Raw genomic sequence first — 24,568 nt, 5'->3', positions numbered from 1 at the left:
GCCGGCTGCGGCTTTGACCGCTTACCGTCGTGTTTTTTGTCCAGTTGGTCAACACCCTATTCAGCGGTTCTCGAACCGGCAACGGACATTTTGCGAGACGCTATATTGGGGGACCAGTCGAGCCGTATGAGTCGACCCATGCGCCGGCTAATTGAAGCCGCCAATCCGCAAAAAATTATCAGGTCCATCCCTTGCGAGGCAGCCGCTATTTCAACTGCGCGACGAGGCCCGCATCGGGAAAGCAGGTGGCGGGCTTGCCGTTCTTTGCCTGCCAGCTGCCGATGGAGCGACGGGTCTTGAAGCCGGGCAGGCCGTCGGCGCTGCCGACATCGTAGCCCTTGGCCTCCAGCGCCCGCTGCAGGACGGCGATATCGGAGCGGTGGAGATCGCCGACCGCGCCCCAGCCGCCGACAAAGGCGGCGTCGCCCTTGGCGATGCGATCGGCGGCATGACCGATGAACAGGCCGTAGAGATCGCTGTTGTTGTATTGCTTCAGCACATAGAAGTTCGGCGTCACGACGAAGGCCGGACCGCTGCGCCCGGCCGGCATCAGCAGCAAGCCCTCGGCCTTCAATTCGCTCGCCGCAAACGCCTTGCCGTCGACGCGCCTGATGCCCATCGCCACCCAATCGGAGATCCTCTTGCCCCGGTCGGGTCCTTCGAGCGAGCACGACACATTTGCCGGCACCGTCACCTCGGCCCCCCAGCCGCGCCCCCTCACCCAGCCATAATGGACGAGGTAGTTGGCGATCGAGGCGAGCACATCGGGCGTCGAATTCCAGATATCGGGCCGGCCGTCGCCGTCGAAATCGACGGCGTGCTTCAAGAAGGAGGTCGGCATGAATTGCGGCTGGCCGAGCGCGCCGGCCCAGGACGATTTCATCGCATTGACCGGCGCCAGCCCGCGCTCGACGATTTCGAGCGCCGCCAGCACCTCGGTACGGAAGAAATCCTTCTTGGTCGACATGAACGCCTTGGTGCCCAGCACCTCGAAGGCGTCGTAAGGCATCTTGGCCGCGCCGAAGCCGGTCTCGCGACCCCAGATCGCCAGCACGATCTCGCCCGGAACGCCATAGCGCTTCTCGATCAGCCCGAGCGTCCGGGCATTGGCGCTCTCGCGCGTCCTTCCGCCCGAGGTGACGGCCCGAACCACCTTCTCGGCGAAGTAGCTGGCCGGCGGGCCGAACTCGGCCTGATGCTGCTTCTCAGGCGTCGTCGGCTTCTCGCTGGGCAGGACGAGATCGGGCAGTTTCAAGTTCGGCTTCACGCCGAGGAAGGCCGCGTCGAAGGTCTTCTTGGAGATGCCTTTGGACTTGGCTTCGGGCCAGAGGTCGGTTTGAAGCCAGGCTTGGAACTGGTCGTCGATGGGGGCGGCATGGGTGGGGGTGGTAATGAAGAGAGCGATCAACGCCGTCAGAAAGGAAAGGACGACCCGTCTGGAAGGCTGGCGTTCTGTCGCGCCCCCCTCTGTCCTGCCGGACATCTCCCCCACAAGGGGGGAGATCAGATGTCGCGCAGGCTTTCGCCAATCGCCGACGTGGGGATAAAAGCGCCGGCAAAGAAACTGCCAATCTCCCCCCTTGCGGGGGAGATGCCCGGCAGGGCAGAGGGGGGTGTGACGGAGCGCAGCATCTCGAGGAATAACATCTGTCACGCGCGCCCTCTCCAGTCCCCTCAAAACGCCGTCCTCGACCGCAACGCCGCGGCCAGCGTGCCTTCGTCCAGGTAATCGAGCTCGCCGCCGACCGGCACGCCATGCGCGAGCCGCGTCACTTTCACATCAGAACCCGCCAACTGATCCGTCAAATAATGCGCCGTCGTCTGCCCCTCGACGGTGGCATTGACGGCGAGGATGACTTCCTTCACCTCGCCGCCGGCAACGCGGTCGACCAGCGAGCGGATGTTGAGCTGGTCGGGACCGATACCGTCGAGCGGCGACAGCGTGCCGCCGAGCACGTGATAGCGCACGTTCATCGCCGCCGCGCGCTCCAGCGCCCAAAGGTCCGAGACGTCTTCGACGACGATCAGCGTGCCGGCGTCGCGGCGTGGGTCGGTGCAGATCATGCAAGGATCGGCGGTATCGACATTGCCGCAGGTCGAGCAGATGCGCACCTTGTCGACCGCTTCGCTCATGGCGGCAGCCAGGGGCTCGAGCAGCTGTTCCTTCTTCTTGATGAGATGAAGCGCTGCGCGCCTGGCCGAGCGCGGCCCTAGCCCCGGCACCTTGGCCAGGAGCTGGATCAGGCGTTCGATTTCCGGACCGGCGATTCTCTTCGACATCGCCCTGATCTAGAGCAATTCCAGGAAAAGTGCGAAGCGGTTTTCCGTCCCGAATTGCGTGCAAGGGAAAAGATGGATCGGTTCGCCGCTTCTTGAAACGGTGGACTGATCCAGGATTTTTCAGAGCGGCTTGGAACAGCCAGCAAGGGCAGAGGACCTGCCATGGCGCCATGGCGGGCCCTGTATTGGATCAAATCGGGCTCAGTTGGTTTCGAGCGGCCGATCTTGGCTGGCGATCATCGCGCCGATGGCGTCGGTGTTCTCGGGTGTCGACTGGAAGCCCATCGACGCTTCCTGCGGCGCGCTGGGCACCGAAGAGACGTGGCGGCCCTTGAGCGTGCCGCCGAAACGCGAGGCGTCCGGCTCGGCCATCGGCTCCTGCATCGCCACGACCATCGGCTTCTGCGCGAGGCGGCCGGATTTCTGCGAAGGAGCAGCAGCAGCCGTCACATAGGTCGCTTCGGCCGGAACGATTGCCGCCTTGGCCGGAAGCGTCGGTTCGGCCGCATTCATCGCGGCCTGCTTGGCCGGATCCGGGCGTACGATCGTCTTGACCACCGGCTCGGCGGAAGCCACCAGCACGGGGGCGGCAGGGTCGATTTTCTGCTGTTTGTCGGAGGCCATGGCGACCATCGGCTCGTCCGGCAGCGGCTGCCAGTTGCGGCCGCGCTTCTCGTAGAAGGCGTTGCCGCCGGCCACCATGGTGTAATGCATGTTCTTGTAAGGGAAGCGCAGGCCGGCGGTGTGGAAATACATTGTGTTCTTGAGCTTGGCCTTGCGCTCGCCTTTCAGCACCGCGTTCGCGGCTTCCTCGACGTCGGGCAGCGCCCTGGAGTTCATCGGCCGCGTCAGCACGCCGGGCGCGAACTGGCCCCTCTCGCCGACGACCTCGCAGATGGTGTTGCCATGCTGGCCCGAGCGCAGCCGGTTCATCACGACCGTGCCGACGGCGATCATGCCGTCACGGCTCGACCGGTTGGACTCGAAGAACATCGCCCTTTGCAGGCATTCCTTGTCCTTCATCGTGTAGGAGCGCGAGCTGAGGAAGCTCGGCGTAAGGACGCCGGTCAGACCCGACACCGACATGCGATGGGAGGAAGTGGTCTGGCTGCAACCGGCCAGGAGCAAGGGGGAAGTGACGATGCCGATAAGCAGCAGCGGCGTCTTCCATCGCGTCGCGATCACCAAAAAAGCCTCATGTCCAGATGCCAGCCCGCCCCGAGATGTGGCAAGAATGAGACTCTTTCAGGCAAAAAGATGGCTAGAAGGTTAGCAACTTCTGGACTTGGGTAAAACTTTATGAATGCCGCGAAATGAGCCCGTGAGCATTGCCGGCAAAATGGTTAATATTGCAGGCTGGACTCAATTTCCGTTCATAATCAATTAACTGGCGGACACCGCCTCAGAAAGGCAATTTCATTCCGGGCGGGATCGGCAAGCCTGCCGTCAACGCCTTGGTCTTCTCCTGCATGATCTGCTCGACCTTATTTTTGGCGTCATTGTGGGCGGCCAAGATGAGGTCCTCCAGGATCTCTGCTTCGTCCGCCTTGATCAAAGACGGATCGATCTTCAGCGTCTTCATTTCGAACTTGCCGGTCAGCGTGATGCTGACCAGACCGCCGCCGGCTTGGCCGGTGGCTTCAAGCGTGGCGATCTCGTCCTGCATGGCCTGGAACTTGGCCTGCATTTCCTTCGCCTTGCCCATCAGGCCGAGAAGATCTTTCATCGGTTGGTCCTCATAAATGTTTCAGGTCTCGTCGTCATCGGCCGCCGGCTCGACCGGCAGGTCGGCCTCGGCCTCTTCCACATCCGGGACGTCCGGGATGCGCACATCGATGATCTTGGCGCCAGGGAAACGGGCGAGAATGGCCGCGACTACGGGATCGCTCTTGGCGTCGGAGAAGGCATTCTCGCGCTTCGTCGTCTCCATCTCGGCCAATGTCTGGCCGCCTTCTTCCTTCGACAGCGACACCAGCCAGTTGCGCCCGGTCCAGGCGCGCAGCTTGGCGGTGAGGTCGTTGAGCAGCATCTTCGGCGCGTCGTTAGTCAAGGCAACGTCGAGCCGGCCGGGCTCGATGCGAACCGGCCGCACGCAGCGTTTCAGCAGCACCTTGAAGGCCATGTCGCGATTGGCGTCGGCAAGCGCAACGATGTCGGCCAGCGATTTCACTGGAACGACAGGCGCCTCGGCGACCGGCTCCGGCGCGGGAACGAAGGTCTCCGGCACAGGCTGCGCCTCGACCAGGCGCATCGTCTGCGCGCCGCCGGGGGAAGCTGGCACCCGGGTCTGCGCGACAGCAGTTGCGCTGCCATTGCCGGACCCCGCGGGTGTTCCGTTGGCGCGCGGCGCCACATTCGACTGCGGGGCCGCACCTTCCAGCGATTTCAGCGCCTCGTCCAGCGTCGGCAGGTCGGCGGCATGCGCCAGGCGGATCAACACCATTTCGCCGGCGCTGACCGGGCGGTTGGAAGACTGCACCTCAGGAATACCCTTGAGCAGCATCTGCCAGGTCCGCGACAACACGCGCACCGAAAGCGTGCCGGCGAATTCGGCGCCGCGCCGGCGCTCATCCTCGGAAAGCGAAGCATCGTCGGCTGCCGCCGGCACGAAGCGCAGGCGGGTGACGAGGTGGTTGAACTCGGCAAGATCGGTAAGCACGGCGGCCGGATCGGCGCCGGTGTCGTATTGCGCGCGGAATTCGGCCAAGGCCGCTGCGACATCGCCCTTCATGACATGCTCGAACAGGTCGATGATGCGGGCGCGGTCGGCAAGGCCGAGCATGGCTCGCACCGCCTCGGCGCTGACCGTGCCGCTGCCATGGGCGATCGCCTGATCGAGGATGGAGAGCGAATCGCGCGCCGAGCCTTCGGCGGCCCGCGCGATCATCGCCAGCGCCTCGTCGTCGACGGTAATACCTTCCTTGGCCGCGATCGAGGACAGATGCCCGACAAGCGCGCCGGCATCGATGCGGCGGAGATCGAAGCGCTGGCAACGCGACAGGACCGTTATCGGAACCTTGCGTATCTCGGTGGTGGCGAAGATGAATTTGACGTGCGGCGGCGGCTCTTCCAGCGTCTTCAGCAGGCCGTTGAAGGCCTGGGTGGAGAGCATGTGCACTTCGTCGATGATGTAGACCTTGTAGCGCGCCGAGACCGGTGCGTAGCGCACCCGGTCGATGATGTCCCTGATGTCGTCGATGCCGGTATGTGAGGCGGCGTCCATCTCGATGACGTCGACATGGCGGCCTTCCATGATCGCCTGGCAATGCTCGCCAAGGATCGAAAGGTCGACGGAGGGCTGGTCGACGGTCGCGGTCTTGTAGTTGAGGGCCCGCGCCAGGATGCGCGCGGTCGTCGTCTTGCCGACACCGCGCACGCCGGTCAACATCCAGGCCTGGGCGATGCGGCCGGTGGCGAAGGCGTTGGTCAGCGTGCGAACCATCGGCTCCTGGCCGATCAGCTCGGAGAAATTCGAAGGGCGGTATTTGCGCGCCAGGACGCGATAAGCGGCGGCCTTGCCAGTCTCCAGGCTTTGTGGCCCCAAATTTCCGGCTTCGCTCATTCGCCGTCAAAAGCTCCCAGGACCGCGACGGAAGGCGGCCGATTCCTGCGCATAGTCTCACCCGCACGGCTTGGCGCCGTCAATGTCGCGGGAGAAAGGCGAAGAGGTGGGAGGCTGGAACAATGACCCGTTCCGGGCTCGTTAGGGCTGCTTCCTTCCGGACCTGACCCGGTTGGCGAGTGGATCGTCCACCACCAACCTCCCGCGCTCCATATCGGCAATTCAGCGGCGAAATGCAAGGGCCGAGCCGCAACCCGCAACCGCATCGAAGGCGGAAAGTCCTTCAAATCGATAATGGCGGTCAATGAATCGCTTGCAGCCACCCTGCCGCCGCTCTAGCGTTCCTGGTTTGGAAAATGCTTGCAACAAAAGCGAAGGAAACGCTCATGCTGCCGGGCCTCGAGGCCGGATTCACGCTGGACGCCCGGCTGGAGGCGGACAGCGAGCAGCTTTTGTGGCTTGGCCTTTGCGAGCTCAGGCTGATGAACGACCGCCGCTGGCCATGGCTGGTTCTGGTGCCGCAGCGGCCGGGCGTGGAGGAAATTCACGACCTGACGCCGCTCGACCAGGCGATGCTGACCTTCGAGACCAATATGGTGGCGCAGGCGCTGAAGCGGGTGACCGGATGCACCAAGATCAACACCGGCGCGCTCGGCAACATCGTGCGTCAGCTGCATGTCCACGTCGTCGCCCGCTCGGAGGGCGATCCCGGCTGGCCGGGACCGGTCTGGGGCTATGGCATACGCGAGCCCTACCAGCGCTCCGATATCAGGCGGTTTGCCGAAACGATCAAGGCGGCGCTATAAGCTGACCAGTTCCATCCGCACATCGAGCCCACCCGAGTTTCCATGAGCTTTCGCCTGTTCGACGCGCCCTTGCGCGAGCCCAGCCAATTCGTCGGTTTCGCCGGCAACCGGATCGATCGGCAGTCCGAGAACCGGGCTGATGATGCGGTCGAAAAAGCGCTGGCCGACCAGGCAGCGCGGCTGATGCTGATGCATGCCGGCCGGCTCTATCTCAAACTCGAGGATGGCACGTTCGACCCCTGGTTCAGGACGGATGAGAGTGGAGCTTTCGAAGCCGCACTCGATCGCGGCGTGCTGCTCGGCTTCTCCGACAGCGGGCCGGTGCTGGCCGTGCCCGCCGGCATCGAGCCGGAAAAGCTGCCCGAGACGATCAAGGCGATCGACTATCGTTCCGTCTATATGCAAGGGCTGGTCGACGAGGCGGCGGCCGGCGCGCTGGCGCAAGGCGCGGCGCTGCTTGCCTGGCACGTAAGCCATGCCTTCTGCTCCAAATGCGGCAACCGCTCGGAGATGCGCGCCGGCGGCTACCGGCGCCATTGCCCTGCCTGCGGCACCGACCATTTCCCGCGCACCGATCCGGTGGCAATCATGCTGACGGTGACGCGCGAGAAATGCCTATTGGGGCGCGGCAGGCATTTCGCGCCGGGCATGTATTCGGCGCTTGCCGGCTTCATCGAGCCGGGCGAGACGATCGAGGCGGCGGTACGGCGCGAGACGCTCGAAGAGGCCGGCATCCGGCTCGGCCGCGTCGTCTACCACGCCAGCCAGCCCTGGCCGTTCCCCTATTCGCTGATGATCGGTTGTTTCGGCGAGCCCCTTAACGAGGATATCCAGGCCGACCTCAACGAGCTGGAGGACTGCCGCTGGTTCTTCCGCGACGAGGTGCGCACGATGCTGGACAGGCAGCATGCCGATGGCTTGATTACACCGCCGAAAGGGGCAATCGCCCATCACCTCATCCGCGCCTGGGTCGACAGCGAATAGGAGACGAGACATGATCCGCCATACCGTCGTGTTCACGCTGAAGCATCCGCTGCAATCGCTGGAGACGAAGCGCTTCCTGCACGATGCGAAGAAGATCCTGACCGGGATCAAGGGCGTCACGCATTTCGAGCAGTTGCGGCAGGTGAGCCCGAAGAACGACTACCAGTTCGGCTTCTCGATGGAATTCGCCGACCAGGCGGCCTACACGCGCTACAACGAGCACCCCGACCATGTCGCCTTCGTGCGCGACCGCTGGGTGCCTGAGGTCGAGAAGTTCATGGAGATCGACTACGTGCCGTTGGGATTTGGCTGAGAGGGGTTGAGCACAAACGTCGCAGGTTAGCGCGGAACCTCCATCGGTTCGTCATTCCAGGGCGGAGCGTAGCGGAGACCCTGGAATCCATGCCGTGACCTTAATGGGGAACGCAACGGAGCAGAATTCTGCAACATTGGGCGGCGCTCCAGCGTAGCTGCATGGATCCTCGGGTCTGCGCGCGTCGCTTCGCTCCTTGCTTCGCCCGTGGATGACGAAGCTTAAGCGTTTCGGCTAACCCCGCAGGTACAATTCCCTAATCCGCGACCTTCCACTGCTCGCGCGAGGCGCTGGCCGGATAGACGCCGAGGATGCGCATTTCGCGCGAGAAGAAGCGCAGCTCGTCGAGCGCCAGCTTGACCAGGGGGTCGTCCGGGTGGCCCTCGATGTCGGCGTAGAACAGCGTCGCGGTGAAGGCCCCAAGCTGATAGCTCTCGAGCTTGGTCATGTTGATGCCGTTGGTGGCGAAGCCGCCCATGGCCTTATAGAGCGCGGCCGGCACGTTGCGGACACGGAAGATGAAGGTGGTCATCATCTTGGCGTCCGGCGCGGGGCGCTCCACCCATTGCTTGTTCTTGGTCAGCACGACGAAGCGGGTGACGTTGGAATCGGTGTCCTCGACATTCTTCTCGATGATGTCGAGCCCATAGAGCTCGGCGGCCAGAGCCGGCGCCAGCGCGGCCATGGTGCGGTCCCTGACCTCCGACACCATCTTGGCCGAACCCGCCGTGTCGCCGGCGACCACAGGCTTCCAGCCGTTCTTGCGGATATATTTGCGGCACTGGCCGAGCGCGTGGATGTGGCTGTGGACGGTCCTGATCTCTTCGCGCTTCACGCCCGGCAGCACCATGAGCTGGAAATGGATCGGCAGGAAATATTCGCCGACGATGTGCAGCTTCGATTCCGGCAAGAGGTGGTGGATGTCGGCGACGCGGCCGGCGATGGTGTTCTCGATCGGAATCATGGCGAGATCGGCCTTGCCGGTCTCGACCGCGTTGAAGGCATCCTCGAAGGTCGGGCACGGCAACGGCTCCATCGCGGGGAACATGTTGCGGCACGCCGTGTCGGAATTGGCGCCGGGCTCGCCCTGGAAGGAAATTCTGTTGGTCTTTTCAGGCATGCTGATGTCTCATTTTGAAAGGATTTGCCTGGCGCGTTCGAGATCGTGCGGCGTGTCGACGCCGAGCGGCACGGAATGGACGATCTCGGCGTCGATGCGCATGCCGGCTTCCAGCGCGCGCAGCTGCTCCAGCCGCTCGCGACGCTCCAGCGGCGACGGCTTCAGTGCGACGAAACGTTCCAGCGCGGCGCGGCGATAAGCGTAGAGGCCGATGTGATGGTAGAGCGGCCCCTCGCCCCAGGGCGCAGTGGCGCGGGTGAAATAGAGGGCTCGCAACCGTGTCGACGACAGCGGCGAGCCGACGATCTTGACGACATTGGGATTGGTCTTCTCCTCGTCGCGCACGATCTCGACGCCGAGCGTGGCGATATCGACCGATTTGTCCTCAAACGGCCGCAGCGACGCGCCGATGATTTCGGGGGCGATGGTCGGCAGATCGCCCTGGATGTTGACGATCGTTTGCACCCGCTTTTCGGGGTCGAGCGCCGTCAGCGCCTCGAAGATGCGGTCGGAGCCCGATTCGTGATCCGCTCGGGTCATGACAGCCTCGAAACCATGCGCCCGCACGGCTTGCGCGACCGCCTCCGTGTCAGTCGCCACGACCACACGGCCAAGCCCGGCCTCGGCCCCGCGCCGGGCGACATGGACGATCATCGGCACGCCCGCAATCTCGGCCAGCGGCTTGCCCGGCAGGCGCGTGGAGGCCATGCGGGCGGGGATCAGGATCAAGGTCGACATCGGATTTCAGGGCAGCCGAAAAAAGCGGATGGAAAAGTGGCAAAAGGTCTCACTGGAAGCGCCCTTATAGGTGTTGCAACGCCAGAGCAAAAGACCTAGTTTCCGCGCGGTTTGACTGGCCTTTCAGGGCAGTTCGCGATACCGACGGACGGAGTGGACGGGACGGTCCGCCGGAAAAGGGAGCAAGGGGCGTATGGATTCCAACGAAGTCAACAAGCTGCTCGGCGGATTTCTTGGAACCTGCTTCATCGTCTTTTCCATAGGCCTCGTCTCGGACGGGCTGTTCGCCTCCCCGACGCCCGAAAAGCCCGGCTTCGCCATCGAAGCGCAGGAACCGGCCGAAGGCGGTCCGGCTGCTCCCGCGGCGGCAGCCAAGCCGATCGCCGACCTGCTCGCCACCGCCAATGTCGAGGCGGGCGCCGCGATCTTCAAGAAATGCCAGGCCTGCCATTCCGGCGAAAAAGGCGGTCCGAACAAGGTCGGTCCGGATCTTTGGGACATCGTCGACCGCCCCGTCGCCGAGCATGAAGGCTTCGCCTATTCGGCCGGCATGAAGGATTTCTCCAAGGGCGGCCAGGAGCACTGGACCTACGACAATCTCAACCACTTCATCACCTCGCCGAAGAAGTTCGTGAAGGGCACGGCGATGGGCTTCGCCGGCCTGCCGAAGGATGAAGACCGCGCCAATGTGATCGCCTATCTGCGCACGCTGTCGGACAATCCGAAGCCGCTGCCGCAGCCGGGTGCTTCGGCGGAAGCCAAGCCGGCGGAAGGTGCCGCGCCGGCCAAGCCGGCCGAGGGAACCGCTCCGGCCAAGCCGGCCGAGGGAACCGCTCCGGCCAAGCCCGCCGCGCCCGCTCAATAAACAATTCGTCATAGAGACTTCCTTGGAAAAGCCGGGTTCGTCCCGGCTTTTCTGTTAGGAAAGCTGCATGGACCGCGACAAAGGCGGCACTTGCGGTTTCCACCCGCGTCAAATGATCTAGATTGCGGGTGGGCAGCGCAATTCAGGAAGGGAGAACCGGTTCCGTCCGGAATTGCGTCGAAACAAAACGATAGAGCGGTTGTCGTTTCCGGGAAACGATGAACCGCTCTGGAGTGCGCGACGAGGAGAACGCATGAAGGTTGGCCGTTTCCGCACGCTTTTCGCATCGGCGTTCGCGCTCGCCTTCGCCGCCAGCTTGCAGGCCGGCTTCGCCGATGAATGGCGCACGACGTCGTCGCTGATCGGACCTTCGAAGTATGGCGAGAATTTTCAGCATTACGACTACGTCAATCCAGATGCGCCGAAGGGCGGCACCTACAACTCCGTGGTCACCGGCACCTTCGACAGCTTCAACCCCTATATCGTGCAGGGATCGCCGGCCGCGGGGCTGGTCGGTTTCGGCGGCGGGCTGCTCTACGACACGCTGATGGATCAGGCGACCGACGAGGGCAGCGTCAGCCACCCCTTGGTCGCCGAGGCCTATAAATATCCCGCCGACTATTCGTCCGCGACCTATCGGCTCGATCCACGAGCGAAATGGCATGACGGCCAGCCGATCACTGTCGACGACGTGGTCTGGTCGTTCAATGTGCTGAAAGCGAACGCCCCGCAATACAACCGCTATTTCGAGAACGTCACCGACGCTGTAGCCATCTCCGACCGCGAGGTCGAATTCCATTTCAACCAGAAGGGCAACCGCGAGTTGCCCAAGATCATGGGCGATCTGGTCGTGCTGCCGAAGCACTGGTGGGAAGGGACTGACGCCAGCGGCAAGAAGCGAGACATCACGCGCCCAACGCTGGAGCCGCCGCTGGGCTCCGCGGCCTACAAGATCGCCAGCTTCAAGCCGGGCTCGGAAATCGTCTGGCAGCGCGTCCCCGATTATTGGGGCGCCAAGCTGCCGGTGAAGATCGGCCGCGAGAATTTCGACACCCAGCGCTTCACCTACATTCTTGACGATAATGCCGCCTGGCAGGCCTTCACCAAGGGTGGGCTGGACGACATCAAGCCGGAAAACAGCTCTCGGCGATGGAATACGGCGTATAATTTTCCAGCGGTGAGCGCCGGCGACGTGGTCAAGCAGGTGTTCAAGACCACCTCCCCGGAACCCATGCAGGCCTTCATACTCAACCAGAGACGACCGCTGTTCCAAGACCGCCTGGTGCGCGAGGCTCTGACGCTTCCGTTCGATTTCGAAACGATGAACCGCACGCTCTTCTACAATTCGAACACACGCACCCATAGTTATTTCCAGGGCACGGAGCTGGCGTCGAGCGGACTGCCGCAGGGCACGGAGCTGGAGATCCTCGAAAAATACCGCGACAAGCTGCCGCCCGAGTTGTTCACTCAGGAATTCAAGCTGCCGGTCTATGACTCGCCACAGGCGGAACGGAAATATCTGAAGCAGGCGGTCGACCTCTTTGCCCAGGCAGGCTGGGTGATCAAGGGCGGCAAGATGGTAAACGCCAAGACCGGCGCGCCGTTCAAGTTCGAGATCCTCGGCTGGAACGACACCGATCAAGTGATCTCCAGTCCCTGGATCGCCAATCTGCGCAAGATCGGCGTCGACGCCGATCTGCGCATGATCGACCAGACGCAGTACATCAACCGCGTCAATAATTTCGATTATGATGTCATCACCAGCCAGTTACAGCAGTCGGAATCGCCCGGCAACGAGCAACGCGATTTCTGGAGTTCGAAGGCCGCCGACACGCCCGGATCGCGCAATTATTCCGGCATCAAGAACCCGGTCGTCGACGCGCTCGTCGACCGCATCATCTTCGCCACCGACCGCGACGACCTCGTCGCCGCGACCCATGCGCTCGACCGTGTCCTTCTGTGGAACTACTACGTCGTTCCGCAATACTATCGCGCGGTGGTTTGGCTCGCCTACTGGAACAAATTCGGCATGCCGGATAAGCAGCCCAGCTACCGCGGCGCCGATATCGATTCCTGGTGGATCGACACGGCCAGGGAAAAGGCGCTGGCCGCCAAGTACAAAGGCGTCAATTGATGGAGCGGCGGACTTTGCTTCCTCGCCGCGACTTCCTGGCGCTCGGCGCCGCGGCCACGGCGGCCGCGTTGCTGCCGGGCCGGGCCTTTGCCGACACCCCGACCGGCGTCAAGCTGCATGGCCTGTCGGCCTTCGGCGACCTGAAATACAAGCCTGACTTCACGCATTTCGACTATGTCAATGCTGATGCGCCGCAAGGCGGCACCTTCAACTTCTCGCCGCCCAACTGGGGCGCCAACCAGAGCCCGCAGACCTTCAACACGCTGAATTCGTTCGTCCCCAAGGGCGATTCCCCGCAGCGCATGGAAATGTGCTTCGATTCCTTGATGGTGCGGGCGCTTGACGAGCCGGATGCGGCCTATGGATTGATCGCCGAGAGTGTCACGATCTCCGACGACCGCAACACCTTCACCTTCTCGCTGCGCCCGCAGGCGCGCTTCCATGACGGCACGCCGCTCACCGCCGACGATGTTGCCTTCACCTTCAAGCTGCTGAAAGACAAAGGGCATCCGGACTACGCGCTGTCACTGACGCATCTGGAAGATGCCGTGGCGAAGGACACCCACACGGTCGAGCTCAAATTCTCGGGCAAGCAGTCGGCCCGCACCATCCTCAACGTCGTCGGATTCCCTATCCTTTCGAAGGCCTTCTTTACGGCCAACCCGTTCGATTCGTCGCAGCTCAATCCGCCGCTCGGCTCAAGCGCCTACAAGGTCGGGCGCTGGTCGGCGGGTGCCTGGATCGAATATGAGCGGGTGGCCGACTATTGGGGCAACGACCTGCCGGTCAATCGCGGCCTGAACAATTTCGGGCGCATCCGCATCGAATTCTACCAGGATCGCACCGCCGGGTTCGAGGCCTTCAAGAAGGGCGAGATCCTCTACCGCGAGGAATTCACGTCGCGCGTCTGGGCGACGGCCTACGACTTTCCGGCCTTTATCGCCGGCAAAGTGGTCAAGCACGAATTCCCCGCCGAAACGGTGCCCTCGATGCAGGCCACCGCGGTCAACCAGCGGCGTGAGCAGTTCAAGGATCCACGCGTGCGGCAGGCGATCGCGCTCTGCTTCGATTTCGAATGGACACGGCGCAACTTCTTTTACGGTTCCTATGAGCGCTCGCAATCCTGCTTCGAAAAATCCGACTTCCGGGCCGCGGGCATGCCGACGCCGCAGGAGCTGGCGCTGCTCGAGCCGCTGCGCGACCAGCTGCCGCCGGAGACCTTCGGCGAAGCGGTGACGCAACCGCCGTCGGACGGGTCCGGGCGGGACCGCAAACGCCTGAGCGCGGCACTGAAATTGCTCGCTCAGGCCGGTTGGAAACGCTCCGGTGACTTCGTGGTCAATGACAAGGGCGGGCGGCTGGCCGCCGAATTCCTGGTCGACGACGAGACCTTCGTGCAGGTCTATTCGCCCTGGGTCGCCAACATGAAAGCCATCGGCATCGATGCCTCGATCCGCCTGGTGGATTCGGCGCAGTACCAGCTCAGGCAATCGACATTCGATTTCGACCTGCTCTCGGCCGCCTTCAATTTCAGCGCCACGCCGACCCGCGACGATCTGGAAATTTTCTTCCATTCGCGCAGCGCCTCAGTATCGGGTTCACGCAACCTGTCGGGCGTTGCAAGCCCGGCAATCGATGCGCTGATCGATGCCGTCGGCGCCGCCAAGGATCGTGAAAGCCTGACCACCGCCATGCGTGCGTTGGACCGGGCCTTGCGCGCGCGGCGCGATTGGATTCCAAGTTGGTATCTGGCGAATCACCGAAGCGCCTATTGGGACATGTTCGGCTTTCCCGAACAGAAACCCGATTTCGGCTTTCCGGTCGAGGCGCTGTGGTGGTTCGACAAGGGCAAGGCGGCAAAGATTGGCAAAGCCTGACATCACTGTTCGCGCGGGGCCCGTCGCCTGATGGGCGCCTATATCCTGCGCCGCATTCTTCTGATGATCCCGACGCTGTTCGGCATCATGGCGATCTCCTTCGCGGTCATCCAGTTCGCCCCGGGCGGGCCGGTCGAGCAGGTGATCGCCCGGCTGACCAACCAGGGCGGCAACGACCGCCTCGGCAGCGGTGGCGGCGACGCCGGCGGCGGCAATTTCGACGTGGCCGGTGATGTCGGCTCGAAATATCGCGGCGCGCAGGGGCTCGATCCCGAATTCATCAAGAAGCTGGAAAAGCAGTTCGGCTTCGACAAGCCGCCGCTCGAGCGCTTCGGCATGATGCTGTGGAACTATATCCGCTTCGATTTCGGCGACAGCTATTTCCGCGATATCTCGGTGCTGAACCTGATCCTGGAGAAGATGCCCGTCTCCATCTCCATCGGCCTGTGGATCACGCTTCTGTCCTACCTGATCTCGATCCCGCTCGGAATCCGCAAGGCGGTGAAGGACGGCTCGACCTTCGACGTGTGGACCAGCGGCGTCGTCATCGTCGGCTATGCCATCCCAGGCTTCCTGTTCGGCATCATGCTCATGGTGCTGTTCGCGGGCGGTTCGTTCTGGGACTGGTTTCCGCTGCGCGGCATCGTCTCTGACAATTGGGATCAGCTGTCTTGGCCCGCCAAGATCGCAGACTATTTCTGGCACATGACGCTGCCGCTGACGGCGCTCGTGCTCTCGGCTTTCGCGACGACCACCCTGCTCACCAAGAACTCCTTCCTCGAAGAAATCCGCAAGCAATATGTGGTGACGGCGCGCGCCAAGGGGCTGTCGGAGCACAAGGTGCTCTACGGCCACGTGTTCCGCAACGCCATGCTGATCGTCATCGCCGGTTTTCCCGGCGCCTTTATCTCGGCCTTCTTCACCGGCTCGCTGCTGATCGAGAACATCTTCTCGCTCGACGGCCTCGGCCTGCTCGGCTTCAAGTCGGTGATCGACCGCGACTATCCGGTGGTGTTCGCCACACTTTACATCTTCTCGCTGCTTGGCCTGTTCGTCGGCCTTCTGTCCGACCTGATCTATACCTGGGTCGATCCGCGCATCGACTTCGAGCGGAGAGACATCTGATGGCCGAGGCCGCGATCCAAAGCGCCCCGGTTCGGCCCCGCAGGCCATTTCTGTCGCCGCTCAACCAGCGGCGGTTGCAGAATTTCAAGGCCAACCGGCGCGGCTACTGGTCGCTCTGGATCTTCCTGTTGCTGTTCGTGCTGTCGCTGTTTTCAGAGCTGATCGCCAACGACAAGCCGATCGTCGCCTCCTACAAGGGCGAGATCCTGTTTCCGGTCCTGGTCGCCTATCCGGAGGAGAAGTTCGGCGGTTTCTATGCCGTCACCGACTATCGCGATCCGGTGATCCAGGACGAGATCAACTCCAATGGCTGGATGATCTGGCCACCGGTCCGCTACTCCTATCAGACGGTCAACAACGCAATTCCGGAACCGGCGCCGGCAAAGCCGTCCTGGCTTTACGACAAGAAGACGCGCTGCAGCCAGTACCCGCAAGGCGAGGCCGACGCCAACTGCACCGTCGGCAACTGGAACTGGCTGGGCACGGACGACCAGGCCCGCGATGTGCTGGCGCGGGTACTCTATGGCTTCCGCATCTCGGTTCTGTTCGGCCTGATCCTGACGCTCGGGTCATCGCTGATCGGCGTCGCGGCCGGCGCGGTGCAAGGCTATTTCGGCGGCTGGACCGACCTTCTCTTCCAGCGTTTCATCGAGATCTGGTCGGCGATCCCGGTTCTCTATCTGCTGCTCATCATATCGGCCATCCTGCCGCCCGGCTTCTTCATCCTGCTCGGCCTGATGCTGCTGTTTTCATGGGTGGCGCTGGTCGGCGTGGTGCGGGCCGAATTCCTGCGCGCCCGCAATTTCGAATATGTCAACGCGGCGCGCGCGCTGGGCGTGCCGAACCTCACCATCATGTTCCGCCACCTGCTGCCGAACGCGATGGTGGCGACGCTGACCTTCCTGCCCTTCCTGCTCTCTGGCTCGATCTCGACGCTCACCTCGCTCGACTATCTCGGCTTCGGCCTGCCGCCGGGCTCGGCCTCGCTCGGCGAATTGCTGAAACAGGCGCAGCGCAACCTCAACGCCCCCTGGCTCGGCATCTCCGGCTTCATCGTGATCTCGCTGATGCTGTCGCTGCTGGTCTTCATCGGCGAGGCGACGCGTGACGCCTTCGATCCGCGCAAGACGTTCAAATGAGCCAAGCCCTGCTTTCCGTCCAAGACCTGAGCGTCGCCTTCGCGCAAGGCGGCAAGCAGGCGATCGCTGTCGATCACATCTCATTCGACATCGCCAAGGGCGAGACGCTGGCCCTGGTGGGCGAATCCGGCTCGGGCAAATCGGTCTCGGCGCTGTCGGTGCTGAAGCTCCTGCCCTATCCGGCAGCCAGCCATCCGTCGGGTAGGATCCTGTTCAGTGGGGCCAACCTGCTCGCCATGGACGAGAAGGCGTTGCGCGGCGTGCGCGGCAACAAGATCACCATGATCTTCCAGGAGCCGATGACCTCGCTCAACCCGCTGCACACGATCGAGCAGCAGATCGTCGAGGTGCTGCAATTGCATCAGGGCCTGCGTGACCAAGCCGCGCGCGCCCGCACGCTGGAACTGCTCACCGAAGTCGGCATCCGCGATCCGCAGAAACGCCTCGACGCCTATCCGCACCAGCTCTCCGGCGGCCAGCGCCAGCGCGTCATGATCGCCATGGCTCTGGCCAACGAGCCGGAGCTTCTGATCGCCGACGAGCCGACGACCGCGCTCGACGTCACCGTGCAGGCGCAGATCCTGGAATTGCTGGCGGAGCTCAAAGCCCGCAAGGGCATGTCGCTGCTGTTCATCACGCATGATCTCGGCATCGTGCGCAGGATCGCCGACCGCGTCTGCGTCATGACCAAGGGCAAGATCGTGGAGAGCGGCCCGACCAGGGAAATCTTCGCCAATCCGCGGCATGACTATACAAAGCATCTGCTCGCGGCCGAGCCGAAGGGCAAGCCGCCCACAACCGACCCGGGCGCCAAATCCGTCATGACCGGCAAGGACATCAAAGTCTGGTTCCCGATCAAGAAAGGCTTCTTCCGAACCACGGTCGACCATGTGAAGGCCGTGGACGGCATCGACGTCACGGTGCGGGCCGGCCAGACCCTTGGCGTCGTCGGCGAATCCGGCTCGGGCAAGACGACGCTGGGCCTGGCGCTCGCCCGGATGATCTCCTCGACCGGCACGATCAATTTCAACGGACGCGATATCAACCAGCTCTCCTTCGGCGCCATGCGGCCGCTGCGGCGCGAATTGCAGATCGTCTTCCAGGATCCGTTCGGATCCCTCAGCCCGCGCCTGTCGGTCTCCGAGATCATCGAGGAAGGACTGAAGATCCACGAGCCGAAGCTCTCGGCCGACCAGCGCGACGACAAGGTGGTCGCCGTGCTGAAAGAGGTCGGCCTCGATCCCGAAACGCGCCATCGCTACCCGCATGAATTCTCCGGCGGTCAGCGCCAGCGCGTCGCCATCGCCCGCGCCATGGTGCTCAACCCGCGCTTCGTCATGCTCGACGAGCCGACCTCCGCGCTCGACATGAGCGTGCAGGCGCAGGTGGTCGACCTTTTGCGCAGCCTGCAGGCCAAGCACAATCTCGCTTACCTCTTCATCAGCCACGACCTCAAGGTCGTCCGCGCCCTTGCCAATGATGTCATCGTCATGCGCAATGGCCGGATCGTCGAGGCGGGACCTTCCGAGCAGATTTTCAGCAGCCCGCAAACCGATTATACGCGGGCGCTGATGGCGGCGGCCTTCAAGATCGAGACCGCGCCGACCGGCGTGGTCAGCGAGTAGCCGGACCCGCACCGGCGAAACAGGGAAGAAAAATCCGAGAATGGAAAAAGGCAAAATCCTGCTTGCCCTCACGGGCATCCACCCGCAGCGCTGGCACGAGCTGCTCTCGGCCGAGCGCGAGGTCGTGCTGGAGCCGAACGGCGCCGACGATCCTTCGATCACCTATGCGGTGGTGTGGAAGCAGAAGCCCAACCTTCTCAAGTCGCTGCCCAATCTGCGCGCCATCTTCTCGATCGGCGCCGGTGTCGACCATGTCTTTGCCGATCCAGGCCTGCCCGACGTGCCGATCGTCAAGATCGTCGCCGACAATCTTACCCAGCACATGGTCGAATATGTAGTCTGGCGCGTGCTCGACCACCATCGGCAGGCCTCGCTTTACCGGGCCCAGCAGCAAAAGAAGATCTGGCACGAGCCGCCGCAACGGGTGGCGGGCGACGTCTCCGTCGGCATCATGGGGCTTGGCAGTCTCGGCCGCGCCGCGGCTTCGGCGTTGTTGTCGCTCGGTTTCGCCGTCAACGGATGGTCGCGCAGCGAGCGGGGGATGAAGGGCGTTTCGACCTATGCCGGCGAGGCGGGGCTGATCCCCTTCCTCAATGCCACTGACATCCTGGTTGTGCTCCTGCCGCTCACGCCGCAGACCCAGGGCATCGTCAATTACGGACTGCTCAAGGAACTGCGCCGGCGCAACGGGCTCGGCGGCGCCGTGCTGATCAATGCCGGGCGCGGACGCCTGCAGAAGGATGCCGACATTTTGCGCGCGCTGGACGACGGCACGCTGAAGGAAGCGAGCCTCGACGTGTTCGAGGTCGAACCGCTGCCGAAGACCAGCCCGCTGTGGAGTCATCCGAAAGTGTTCGTCACGCCGCATGCGGCGGCGACGTCGGACCCGGCGCATCTGGTGCCGATCATGCTTCGCCAGATGGCAGCCTTCGAGTGCGGCGAGAAGCTCGAGAACCTGGTCGACCGCAAGGCGGGGTATTAATCGGGAGTCAGACCCCAGTCGCGGAAGCGCTGCTTGATCGCCCGCAGCGAAGACAGCTGCAGCTTCGGCAGATCGAGCGCTTCGAACATCGCCCGGTATTTCCTGCGGTTTCGCGGCGTGGTGACGGCGATGTGGTGGATCATGTCCCATTTGATGCTGTCGCGCCCGCCTTCCAGAGCACCGAGCCTGTCCTTCTCGAACAGCGTTCGCCTTAAATAGCGCACAAGACTCGCGGCCGTGGAGATATCCAGCAGAATCAAGCCTGTCGCCCGCCGAAGTCGCTGCGGCATGCAAACCGAATAGTTCCCGTCCATCACCCAGCGCTCGCCGGCTATCGCGGCATCGTGCAGGGCAATGAATTCGGCCCTCGGACGCTGCTCCCAATCCGTATTGGGCAGATGAAAGAGCTGATCGAGGTGAACGGCTTCCAGGCCGCGCTTGCGCGCTATAGCGTCGGCAAGGGTGGACTTGCCGCTATTGGACGGGCCCAGGATGCAGATGCGGTCGCCGAGGTCTGAGAGGTTCATCGGGTGGTCTTCAAGTGCGATCAAACGCTCGCCGGTCCATCCGAGCGTCAAACAGGGCTCAGGAAGGTTTCGAGCCGGGCAGCCCGAGCGTCTCCTTCTTCTTCGGCTTGCCGCAGTCGCGGCGTTCGATCGAGCGGTTCATGGCGTCGATCTCGCCGCTCGCCTTGTTGCTGGCGCGCTGCGCCTTGGAGCGCATATCCGGCATGAACGGGCCGAAGCCCATGGCCGGATTGGAGAAGCCCGGCTTGGCAGTGACGGGCAGATTGTTCTGCCGCGCCAGCTGATTGCGCTGCGCCAGCAACTGGTCGCAAGGCACATCGTCATATTGCAATGAGGATTGGACATCCTCGTCCTGACGCTCGGCCATCGACGTGCCGCCGACACAGCCGGAGACCGTCAGGCAAGACGCCAACGCAACCATGGTCCAGCGCATGGATATCTCCCTAGGGCAATTCCAGGAAAAGTGCCTCGTGGTTTTCCGTCCGGAATTGCGCAAAAACAAAGACTCGGTATCCGCCCCGCGCAAACCGGGACCATGCCATTCGGGCTTTTTCGCAGCAAGGTCGACCTCATGCCGTTGCCGGATTCCCCAGCTCGGCGGCTGCAGCGGGAAACCCAGCCACAATAGCCAGGCCCTCGACCGGATCCCGCCGGTCGTGCCGGATAACCGTGCTTTCCAGCGACAGGACTGCATGCCCGTTGGCGCGAAGCACGCGCCGCGCATAGGCCTCGGAATGGGCATAGCGCCGTGACGGCAAAAGGGCGAAATCGCCGCCGCCGGCAAGCGTCTCGAGCGAAAAGGCGAACAGGCCGCCATCGGCAAGTATGTTCCCGACCGCGCCGACAATGCGTTCGAGCGCGCCCAGATAGATGAACACGTCGGCCGCGACCACGAGGTCGGCCTTGGCGCCTGTGTAAGAGAAATGCTGGAGGTCGGCCTTGGCCAGCCGGTCGTAGATGCCCTTGGCCTTCGCCTTCCTCAGCATGCCGGCCGAGATGTCGTAGCCCTCCAGCCGGTCGGCGAACGGGCGCAGCCTCTCGCCCATCAGGCCGGTGCCGCAGCCGAAGTCGAGGGCCAGCCGGAACCGGCCGGGCCGTGCCTTGCTTATGGCGCGCCAGAGAAAATCCGGCAGCCCATAACCGAGCTTCCCGACAAGCGAGTCCTCGAAACTGTCGGCGTAGTGATCGAACAAGGTCTCGACAAAGGCGCTGGGCGGCGCCTCGGCGGCGGGCGCCTTGCCGATCAGTTGAAGCTTCAGCGCGGCGCCAAGGCGGTCCGCGGGCTCGAGCTTCAGCGCCATGGTCCAGGCCTGCGCGGCTTGGTCGAGCAGGCCTGCCGCCTCCTGCATCTCGCCGAGGCGAAACCAGCCCGCCGCCCATTGCGGCGCCAGCTCCATCGCGCCGAGCAGAAGCTCAGCCGCCTGAGCCGGCTCACCCGAGGCGAACAGCATCTCGGCGAAATCGGCGCGACGGTCGGCGTTCAAATCGCATGACGAGGCCTGGAGCGGTTTCATATTTTGAAGAATCCCACCGGCGAGGCGGAGCCGGCAAGGGGCTGTAGGACGAGTCAGCAGTCTCTTGCAACAGGCTTCCCGAGGCAAATTTAGCCACTATGTTCAAAGCCATGCGCGCCAGCGACCTGCTCAAGCCCTGGCCGGAGGGCCTCTACTGCCCGCCCGGCGATTTCTTCATCGATCCGGTGCGGCCCGTCGGGCGGGCGCTGATCACGCATGGCCATTCCGACCATGCGCGCTCCGGCCACCGCTCGGTGCTGGCCACGCAAGAGACGCTCGACATCATGGGGCTGCGTTACGGCGAGGATTTCGCCGGAACGACACAGGCCGCTGCGATCGGCGAAACGCTCGACATCAACGGCGTCGCGGTCACCTTCCATCCGGCCGGGCATGTGCTGGGCTCGGCGCAGATCTGCGTCGAGCATGGGGGTATGCGCATCGTCGCCTCCGGCGACTACAAGCGGCAGAAGGACGCCACCTGCCTGCCGTTCGAGCCTATCCAATGCGATGTCTTCATCACCGAAGCAACCTTCGGCCTGCCGGTGTTTCGCCATCCGCCGGACCAGGACGAGATCGCGCGCGTGCTCAAATCGGCGGCGCAATTTCCCGAACGCTCGCATCTGATCGGCGCCTATGCGCTCGGCAAGGCGCAGCGCGTGATGCGGCTGTTGCGCGACGCCGGCTACGACAGGCCGATCTATATCCATGGCGCGCTGGCGAAGCTCAGCGAATATTATCAGAGCCAAGGCATCGATCTCGGCAAGCTCGAGCCGGGGACGGTGGAAAGCCGCGGCAAGGCCGACTTCGCCGGCGCGATCGTCGTCGGCCCGCCGTCGGCCTTCGCCGACCGCTGGGCGCGGCGTTTTCCCGACCCGATCTCCTGCTTCGCCTCAGGCTGGATGCGCATCCGCCAACGCGCCAAGCAAGGCGGCGTCGAGCTGCCGCTGATCATTTCCGACCACGCCGATTGGGACGAGCTGATCATCACGATCAGGGAAACCGGCGCGGAGGAAATCTGGGTCACGCATGGCCGCGAGGAGGCGCTGGTGCGCTGGTGCGAGCTGGAGGGCATCGCGGCGCGGCCGCTGCATCTCGTGGGGTATGAGGATGAGGGCGATTGATGGTGTACGCGCACAGGAAAATCGCCACCGCCGCGCTCTACGGCGCCCCCCTCTGTCCTGCCGGACATCTCCCCCTCAAGGGGGGAGATTGGCAGCTTGAACGCCGGCGCATCTCTCCCGGCGCCGAAGATTCGCGAAAGCGGACGCGACGTCCAATCTCCCCCCTTGTGGGGGAGATGGCCGGCAGGCCAGAGAGGGGGGCCTCGCGCCAGCTTTCGCAATTGGCGCAGCGCAAACGCCTATGAACCGTTTCGCCGAGCTTCTCGACCGCCTTGTGCTGACGCCGTCGCGCAACGGCAAGCTGACGCTGCTGACCGATTATTTCCGCAGCGTCGAGGATCCCGATCGCGGTCTGGCGCTCGCCGCCATCACCGGCGATCTCTCGATCGCGGCGGTGAAGCCGGCGATGCTGCGCGCACTGGTGGTCGAGCGCATGGATCCGGTGCTGTTCGGCTATTCCTACGACTATGTCGGCGACCTCGCCGAGACGGTGTCGCTGGTCTGGCCGCAACCACAAGGGCACATCCCCAATCATGTGCCGACGCTTGCCGAGGTGGTAGCCAGACTGCAGGCGGCAAGCCGCTCCGACGGGCCGAAGGTTCTGTCACGGCTGCTCGACGACGCCAGCATCTCGGCGCGCTTCGCCATCATCAAGCTGGTCACCGGGGGCTTGCGCATCGGCGTGTCGGCGCGGCTCGCCAAGCAGGCGCTGGCCGACCTTGGCCAAGTCGACGTCGCTGAGATCGAGGAGCTCTGGCACGGGCTGGCGCCGCCTTACACCGAGCTGTTCGCTTGGCTCGAGGGCCGGGCGGAAAAGCCAACGAGCGCCGCGCTGGCGCTGTTCCGTCCGGTGATGCTGTCCAATGCCGTCGACGACGGCGACCTCGAAAAGCTCGACCCGGCCGATTATGCGGCGGAATGGAAGTGGGACGGCATCCGCGTGCAGGGGGTGTGCGAAGGCGGTGTGCGCCGGCTTTATTCGCGCACCGGCGACGACGTGTCCGGCGCCTTCCCGGACCTTGCCGCCGCCATGAATTTCGAGGCGGCGCTCGACGGCGAATTGCTGGTCGGCGACCCGCGCGAGGCGACCGGAACCTTCTCCGACCTGCAGCAGCGGCTGAACCGCAAGAGCGTGTCGCCAAAGATCCAGCAGCAATATCCGGCCTTCATGCGCTGCTACGACGCGCTGCAGATCGACGGCGAGGACCTGCGCGCGCTGCCCTTCGCCGAGCGCCGCAAGCGGCTTGAGGCTTTCGTCAAAACCCTCGACCCGAGCCGCTTCGATCTCTCGCCGCTGGTCGCGTTTTCCGACTGGGAGACGCTGGAGCGGATGCGTCAGGCGCCGCCGCATCCGATCATCGAAGGGGTGATGCTGAAGCGCTGGGATTCGGCCTATCTTGCCGGCCGGCCGAAGGGCCCGTGGTTCAAGTGGAAGCGCGACCCGCACACCATCGACGCGGTGCTGATGTATGCGCAGCGCGGCCATGGCAAGCGTTCCAGCTTTTATTCCGACTACACGTTCGGCGTCTGGTCCGGCCCGGAGGGCTCGGAAGAGCTGGTGCCGGTCGGCAAGGCCTATTTTGGCTTTACCGACGAGGAGCTGAGAGAAATCGACAAATATGTGCGCGACAACACGATCGAGCGTTTCGGGCCCGTGCGCTCGGTGCGCGCCGACCGCAGGAACGGCCTGGTGCTGGAGGTGGCGTTCGAAGGCCTCAACCGCTCGACCCGCCACAAATCTGGCGTCGCAATGCGCTTTCCCCGCATCTCACGGCTGCGCTGGGACAAGCCGGCGGCGGAAGCCGACCGCATCGAGACGCTGCAGGCGCTGCTGGATAGCTAAAGATCGAGCGCCG

Annotated in this window: 22 protein-coding genes and 1 other RNA gene; 12 read left to right on the top strand and 11 right to left on the bottom strand. The window is 63.7% G+C overall.

The window, feature by feature from the left end:
• Window positions 1-205 precede the first annotated feature (205 nt).
• The 6 genes from LB515_RS10870 to ffs all read right to left on the bottom strand — a co-directional run bounded on the left by LB515_RS10870 (window position 206) and on the right by ffs (window position 6,045).
• The gene (locus tag LB515_RS10870; protein WP_224707702.1) at window positions 206-1,483 is read right to left on the bottom strand and encodes a lytic murein transglycosylase; all 1,278 of its coding nucleotides are present in this window, start codon (window positions 1,481-1,483) and stop codon (window positions 206-208) included.
• A 191-nt stretch (window positions 1,484-1,674) separates the two neighbouring features.
• Window positions 1,675-2,280: a recombination mediator RecR gene (recR, locus tag LB515_RS10865; RefSeq protein ID WP_224707701.1), complete on the bottom strand. Its 606-nt coding sequence runs from the start codon at window positions 2,278-2,280 to the stop codon at window positions 1,675-1,677.
• A 201-nt stretch (window positions 2,281-2,481) separates the two neighbouring features.
• Window positions 2,482-3,465, bottom strand: a complete 984-nt coding sequence (locus LB515_RS10860) for a cell wall hydrolase (protein ID WP_224707700.1) — start codon at window positions 3,463-3,465, stop codon at window positions 2,482-2,484.
• 217 nt (window positions 3,466-3,682) lie between these two features.
• A complete protein-coding gene (locus tag LB515_RS10855; protein ID WP_095765991.1) occupies window positions 3,683-4,006 on the bottom strand; it encodes a YbaB/EbfC family nucleoid-associated protein in 324 nt (107 codons plus the stop codon).
• 21 nt (window positions 4,007-4,027) lie between these two features.
• Window positions 4,028-5,842, bottom strand: coding sequence for a DNA polymerase III subunit gamma/tau (locus LB515_RS10850; RefSeq protein WP_224707699.1), 1,815 nt, complete (start codon window positions 5,840-5,842; stop codon window positions 4,028-4,030).
• Between the two features lie 106 nt (window positions 5,843-5,948).
• Window positions 5,949-6,045: signal recognition particle sRNA small type (ffs, locus tag LB515_RS10845), an RNA gene on the bottom strand.
• Window positions 6,046-6,228: 183 nt separating this feature from the next.
• On the opposite strand from ffs, the gene LB515_RS10840 reads away from it, so the two are divergent.
• The 3 genes from LB515_RS10840 to LB515_RS10830 are packed head-to-tail and all read left to right on the top strand — an operon-like array spanning window position 6,229 to window position 7,945.
• Window positions 6,229-6,648, top strand: a complete 420-nt coding sequence (locus LB515_RS10840) for an HIT domain-containing protein (protein WP_224545216.1) — start codon at window positions 6,229-6,231, stop codon at window positions 6,646-6,648.
• A gap of 42 nt (window positions 6,649-6,690) precedes the next feature.
• Window positions 6,691-7,632, top strand: a complete 942-nt coding sequence (gene nudC / locus LB515_RS10835) for an NAD(+) diphosphatase (protein ID WP_224707698.1) — start codon at window positions 6,691-6,693, stop codon at window positions 7,630-7,632.
• A 10-nt stretch (window positions 7,633-7,642) separates the two neighbouring features.
• Entirely contained in the window at window positions 7,643-7,945 is a 303-nt protein-coding gene (locus tag LB515_RS10830) for a Dabb family protein (RefSeq protein ID WP_140843772.1), read from the top strand.
• Window positions 7,946-8,201: 256 nt separating this feature from the next.
• Here the strand turns inward: LB515_RS10830 and LB515_RS10825 are convergent, their stop codons facing one another.
• Both LB515_RS10825 and LB515_RS10820 read right to left on the bottom strand, forming a co-directional pair.
• Window positions 8,202-9,065, bottom strand: coding sequence for a prephenate dehydratase (locus tag LB515_RS10825; protein WP_224707697.1), 864 nt, complete (start codon window positions 9,063-9,065; stop codon window positions 8,202-8,204).
• 9 nt (window positions 9,066-9,074) lie between these two features.
• The gene (locus LB515_RS10820; protein WP_224545214.1) at window positions 9,075-9,803 is read right to left on the bottom strand and encodes a 3-deoxy-manno-octulosonate cytidylyltransferase; all 729 of its coding nucleotides are present in this window, start codon (window positions 9,801-9,803) and stop codon (window positions 9,075-9,077) included.
• A gap of 193 nt (window positions 9,804-9,996) precedes the next feature.
• Between LB515_RS10820 and LB515_RS10815 the strand changes: the two genes are divergently transcribed.
• The 7 genes from LB515_RS10815 to LB515_RS10785 all read left to right on the top strand — a co-directional run bounded on the left by LB515_RS10815 (window position 9,997) and on the right by LB515_RS10785 (window position 19,550).
• Entirely contained in the window at window positions 9,997-10,668 is a 672-nt protein-coding gene (locus tag LB515_RS10815) for a c-type cytochrome (RefSeq protein ID WP_224545213.1), read from the top strand.
• 253 nt (window positions 10,669-10,921) lie between these two features.
• Entirely contained in the window at window positions 10,922-12,802 is a 1,881-nt protein-coding gene (locus tag LB515_RS10810) for an extracellular solute-binding protein (protein ID WP_224707696.1), read from the top strand.
• Window positions 12,802-14,679: an extracellular solute-binding protein gene (locus LB515_RS10805; protein WP_224707695.1), complete on the top strand. Its 1,878-nt coding sequence runs from the start codon at window positions 12,802-12,804 to the stop codon at window positions 14,677-14,679. The genes LB515_RS10810 and LB515_RS10805 overlap by 1 nt, the downstream gene beginning before the upstream one ends.
• 30 nt (window positions 14,680-14,709) lie before the next feature.
• Window positions 14,710-15,804 carry a microcin C ABC transporter permease YejB gene (locus LB515_RS10800; RefSeq protein ID WP_095766000.1) on the top strand — a complete coding sequence of 365 codons (1,095 nt, stop codon included), beginning with the start codon at window positions 14,710-14,712 and terminating at the stop codon, window positions 15,802-15,804.
• The gene (locus LB515_RS10795; protein WP_095766001.1) at window positions 15,804-16,943 is read left to right on the top strand and encodes an ABC transporter permease; all 1,140 of its coding nucleotides are present in this window, start codon (window positions 15,804-15,806) and stop codon (window positions 16,941-16,943) included. Before LB515_RS10800 ends, LB515_RS10795 begins: the two co-directional genes overlap by 1 nt.
• Entirely contained in the window at window positions 16,940-18,568 is a 1,629-nt protein-coding gene (locus tag LB515_RS10790) for an ABC transporter ATP-binding protein (RefSeq protein WP_224707694.1), read from the top strand. Before LB515_RS10795 ends, LB515_RS10790 begins: the two co-directional genes overlap by 4 nt.
• 40 nt (window positions 18,569-18,608) lie before the next feature.
• Window positions 18,609-19,550 (top strand): 2-hydroxyacid dehydrogenase, encoded by a 942-nt coding sequence (locus LB515_RS10785; protein WP_224707693.1) that lies wholly within the window; start codon window positions 18,609-18,611, stop codon window positions 19,548-19,550.
• Here LB515_RS10785 and LB515_RS10780 read toward each other — a convergent pair.
• From LB515_RS10780 to LB515_RS10770, 3 genes are all read right to left on the bottom strand, one after another.
• On the bottom strand, window positions 19,547-20,077 hold the full coding sequence (locus tag LB515_RS10780) for an AAA family ATPase (RefSeq protein WP_224707692.1): 531 nt from the start codon (window positions 20,075-20,077) through the stop codon (window positions 19,547-19,549). The genes LB515_RS10785 and LB515_RS10780 overlap by 4 nt on opposite strands.
• Before the next feature lie 58 nt (window positions 20,078-20,135).
• Entirely contained in the window at window positions 20,136-20,510 is a 375-nt protein-coding gene (locus LB515_RS10775) for a hypothetical protein (protein WP_140843790.1), read from the bottom strand.
• A 136-nt stretch (window positions 20,511-20,646) separates the two neighbouring features.
• Complete coding sequence (locus tag LB515_RS10770) at window positions 20,647-21,591, bottom strand: methyltransferase domain-containing protein (protein ID WP_224707691.1); 945 nt, start codon at window positions 21,589-21,591, stop codon at window positions 20,647-20,649.
• 110 nt (window positions 21,592-21,701) lie between these two features.
• Here LB515_RS10770 and LB515_RS10765 point away from each other — a divergent pair, with 110 nt between their 5' ends.
• Together LB515_RS10765 and LB515_RS10760 are read left to right on the top strand one after the other, a co-directional pair.
• A complete protein-coding gene (locus LB515_RS10765; RefSeq protein WP_224707726.1) occupies window positions 21,702-22,712 on the top strand; it encodes a ligase-associated DNA damage response exonuclease in 1,011 nt (336 codons plus the stop codon).
• 241 nt (window positions 22,713-22,953) lie between these two features.
• On the top strand, window positions 22,954-24,555 hold the full coding sequence (locus tag LB515_RS10760; protein ID WP_224707690.1) for a cisplatin damage response ATP-dependent DNA ligase: 1,602 nt from the start codon (window positions 22,954-22,956) through the stop codon (window positions 24,553-24,555).
• The last annotated feature ends 13 nt before the right edge of the window (window positions 24,556-24,568 follow it).

It is taken from the genome of Mesorhizobium sp. CA15 (assembly GCF_020165215.1).
Classification (GTDB): domain Bacteria; phylum Pseudomonadota; class Alphaproteobacteria; order Rhizobiales; family Rhizobiaceae; genus Mesorhizobium.
The sequence above is the reverse complement of the archived record's forward strand: the minus strand, read 5'-3'. Positions and strand labels throughout refer to the sequence as shown.

Bases quoted from the DNA above. Each gene is read 5' to 3' on its own strand.
- LB515_RS10870 (WP_224707702.1), bottom strand. From the start codon at position 1,483: ATGTCCGGCAGGACAGAGGGGGGCGCGACAGAACGCCAGCCTTCCAGA.
- recR (WP_224707701.1), bottom strand. From the start codon at position 2,280: ATGTCGAAGAGAATCGCCGGTCCGGAAATCGAACGCCTGATCCAGCTC.
- LB515_RS10855 (WP_095765991.1), bottom strand. From the start codon at position 4,006: ATGAAAGATCTTCTCGGCCTGATGGGCAAGGCGAAGGAAATGCAGGCC.
- LB515_RS10850 (WP_224707699.1), bottom strand. From the start codon at position 5,842: ATGAGCGAAGCCGGAAATTTGGGGCCACAAAGCCTGGAGACTGGCAAG.
- LB515_RS10840 (WP_224545216.1), top strand. From the start codon at position 6,229: ATGCTGCCGGGCCTCGAGGCCGGATTCACGCTGGACGCCCGGCTGGAG.
- nudC (WP_224707698.1), top strand. From the start codon at position 6,691: ATGAGCTTTCGCCTGTTCGACGCGCCCTTGCGCGAGCCCAGCCAATTC.
- LB515_RS10830 (WP_140843772.1), top strand. From the start codon at position 7,643: ATGATCCGCCATACCGTCGTGTTCACGCTGAAGCATCCGCTGCAATCG.
- LB515_RS10825 (WP_224707697.1), bottom strand. From the start codon at position 9,065: ATGCCTGAAAAGACCAACAGAATTTCCTTCCAGGGCGAGCCCGGCGCC.
- LB515_RS10820 (WP_224545214.1), bottom strand. From the start codon at position 9,803: ATGTCGACCTTGATCCTGATCCCCGCCCGCATGGCCTCCACGCGCCTG.
- LB515_RS10815 (WP_224545213.1), top strand. From the start codon at position 9,997: ATGGATTCCAACGAAGTCAACAAGCTGCTCGGCGGATTTCTTGGAACC.
- LB515_RS10810 (WP_224707696.1), top strand. From the start codon at position 10,922: ATGAAGGTTGGCCGTTTCCGCACGCTTTTCGCATCGGCGTTCGCGCTC.
- LB515_RS10805 (WP_224707695.1), top strand. From the start codon at position 12,802: ATGGAGCGGCGGACTTTGCTTCCTCGCCGCGACTTCCTGGCGCTCGGC.
- LB515_RS10800 (WP_095766000.1), top strand. From the start codon at position 14,710: ATGGGCGCCTATATCCTGCGCCGCATTCTTCTGATGATCCCGACGCTG.
- LB515_RS10795 (WP_095766001.1), top strand. From the start codon at position 15,804: ATGGCCGAGGCCGCGATCCAAAGCGCCCCGGTTCGGCCCCGCAGGCCA.
- LB515_RS10790 (WP_224707694.1), top strand. From the start codon at position 16,940: ATGAGCCAAGCCCTGCTTTCCGTCCAAGACCTGAGCGTCGCCTTCGCG.
- LB515_RS10785 (WP_224707693.1), top strand. From the start codon at position 18,609: ATGGAAAAAGGCAAAATCCTGCTTGCCCTCACGGGCATCCACCCGCAG.
- LB515_RS10780 (WP_224707692.1), bottom strand. From the start codon at position 20,077: ATGAACCTCTCAGACCTCGGCGACCGCATCTGCATCCTGGGCCCGTCC.
- LB515_RS10775 (WP_140843790.1), bottom strand. From the start codon at position 20,510: ATGCGCTGGACCATGGTTGCGTTGGCGTCTTGCCTGACGGTCTCCGGC.
- LB515_RS10770 (WP_224707691.1), bottom strand. From the start codon at position 21,591: ATGAAACCGCTCCAGGCCTCGTCATGCGATTTGAACGCCGACCGTCGC.
- LB515_RS10765 (WP_224707726.1), top strand. From the start codon at position 21,702: ATGCGCGCCAGCGACCTGCTCAAGCCCTGGCCGGAGGGCCTCTACTGC.
- LB515_RS10760 (WP_224707690.1), top strand. From the start codon at position 22,954: ATGAACCGTTTCGCCGAGCTTCTCGACCGCCTTGTGCTGACGCCGTCG.